The 2,159-nt window shown below is 45.3% G+C and carries 3 protein-coding genes; all 3 read right to left on the reverse strand.

Annotated features, from left to right (window positions below):
- Positions 1-239: 239 nt before the first annotated feature.
- Complete coding sequence (locus VIP81_RS12805; RefSeq protein ID WP_331960938.1) at positions 240-794, reverse strand: dihydrofolate reductase family protein; 555 nt, start codon at positions 792-794, stop codon at positions 240-242.
- A gap of 115 nt (positions 795-909) precedes the next feature.
- On the reverse strand, positions 910-1,932 hold the full coding sequence (locus tag VIP81_RS12810) for an LLM class flavin-dependent oxidoreductase (RefSeq protein ID WP_331960941.1): 1,023 nt from the start codon (positions 1,930-1,932) through the stop codon (positions 910-912).
- 65 nt (positions 1,933-1,997) lie between these two features.
- A complete protein-coding gene (locus VIP81_RS33765; protein WP_414649340.1) occupies positions 1,998-2,156 on the reverse strand; it encodes a hypothetical protein in 159 nt (52 codons plus the stop codon).
- Positions 2,157-2,159 lie beyond the last annotated feature (3 nt).

A 2,159-nucleotide genomic window follows, 5' to 3' on the forward strand; every position in this document is an offset into this window, starting at 1 on the left:
GGTGATTTTTATACATCAATGTTAGCCAATCCATAAAGTATCTTAGCAAAGAATCAGGTAAAGCAGGCCTGAATCAGGTAGATCCTTGAAAAAAGGAAACTTCCCTAACAAAAAATGTGATACAAAATCCATCCTTGAATTTTGCATCACATTGTACGGAGAGTCAGTGATCTCTATTTTAACGCTATTCGAAAGCATACATCAGATCGCCCCGATTTGCAGGGTGTTGATGATTAATTTCAGATAGCCTCATAGCTTAGCAGTACCGTCCCGCTTTTAAATGCCCGGGTATCCGTTAGCTTCAGCTTTAACTGGCGTTGCATATCTTTAAAAATGGCGATGCCATTGCCTATAGCGATGGGGTCTATCATGATCTGATAGCTGTCTATCAGGCCGGCTTCGGCAAGTTGAGTAGTCAGGTTGCCGCTGCCCAAAATAGTAATGTCTTTGCCCGATGTTTTTTTCATTGCTGCCAGCTGTGTGAATATATCACCGCTGATAATACGGGTGTTATGCCAGTCGGCCGTTTTGAGGGTGTTGGAGCATACTATCTTTTCAGCATTGTTCATACCCCTGGCTACGTCGGGCATGGCATCGATAGCGTTTTGCGTGGGCCACCAGGATGCCATCATTTGGTAAGTGATCCGGCCAAACAACAGGATGTTATTCTGCCCTAAACTTTTGGCACTGAAATCGCCTTCTTCCTGGCCATGTACGTGCCAGTCTATACCATTGTTCAGATCTTTATAATAGCCATCCAGGCTAATAAAGTTAAATACACTTAGTTTACTCATCGTATTTAGTGGTATTTGTTGATCACCAATTTCCAACAATTACTAACGTGTTATGGTAGGCATAAACGACAACTTACAGGGGCAAAAGTGACAATGTGTTAGCATCAATAAAAATTTAGCGCCAACCCAATCCGGGAGCTACATGTTCTAAAATAGAAGACAGTACATGTACATTGTACTCTACTCCTAAGGTATTCGGTATGGTCAACAGAATCGTATCCGCCTCCTGAATAGCTTCGTCCTCCGCTAACTCTTTTATAAGTTGATCTGGTGCTGCAGCATAGCTTCTTCCGAAAATGGCACGCTTGTTCGCTTCAATCATTCCGATCTTATCAACCCGGCTGGTTTCCTGTCCAAAGAAATAGCGATCCTGATCGTTTACCAATGCGAAAATAGACCGGCTCACGGATACTCTCGGTTCCCGATCGTGTCCTGCTTTTTTCCAGGCCTCTTTGTACAATCTGATTTGCTCGGCTTGTTGCACATGGAAAGGTTTGCCGCTTTCATCGTACTTCAAAGTAGAACTTTGAAGATACATACCGTTTTCGGCGGCCCAAACAGCGGTGGCATTGGAAGCGGCTCCCCACCAAATACGTTCCCGCAGTCCTTCCGAATGTGGCTCTACGCGCAGTAAGCCGGGTGGATTCGGAAACATCGGGTACGGATTAGGCTGGGCAAACCCGACGCCTTTTAATTTATCCAGGAATTCCAACGCCTTGCGGCGGCCCATATCTGCGTCTGTTTCTCCTTCGGCCGGTTCATATCCAAAGTAGCGCCATCCATCAATTACCTGTTCCGGCGAACCTCTGCTGATGCCTAGTTGTAATCGCCCTTCCGAAATTAAATCCGCCGCGCCGGCATCTTCCACCATATAGAGTGGATTTTCATAGCGCATATCAATTACACCCGTGCCAATTTCTATTTTACTTGTTTTGGCGCCGATAGCGGAAAGCAAAGGAAATGGAGATGCTAACTGTGCGGCAAAATGATGCACACGAAAGTAGGCTCCATCTAAACCAATTTCTTCGGCGGCAACGGCCAAATCAATAGATTGAAGCAATGTATCACCTGCTGTACGCGTCTTATAGGCAGGATGGTCAGACCAATGCCCAAACGATAAAAATCCTATCTTCTTCATACCTTTTTTTTCGTACTGAAAAGTAACCCTTTATTTTCTATTTCCAGTACACGGCTGCCGGGCTTTTATCCTTGTTTCAGGTAATGAAGCGCTATAGCTCCTGACGGAAATGTCTTCGCATCTGCCAGTTTCAAATGTAACTGATCCGGAAGGTCGGCGCCGTCTAATAACCGTCTCCCCTGCCCCACAAGGACAGGATGAACGAGAAAATAATATTCATCCACCAG

The sequence above is a fragment of the Chitinophaga sp. genome (assembly GCF_036566945.1).
GTDB lineage: Bacteria > Bacteroidota > Bacteroidia > Chitinophagales > Chitinophagaceae > Chitinophaga.

Excerpts from the sequence above, each read along its gene's own strand:
- VIP81_RS12805 (WP_331960938.1), bottom strand. The coding sequence starts at position 794 with ATGAGTAAACTAAGTGTATTTAACTTTATTAGCCTGGATGGCTATTAT.
- VIP81_RS12810 (WP_331960941.1), bottom strand. The coding sequence starts at position 1,932 with ATGAAGAAGATAGGATTTTTATCGTTTGGGCATTGGTCTGACCATCCT.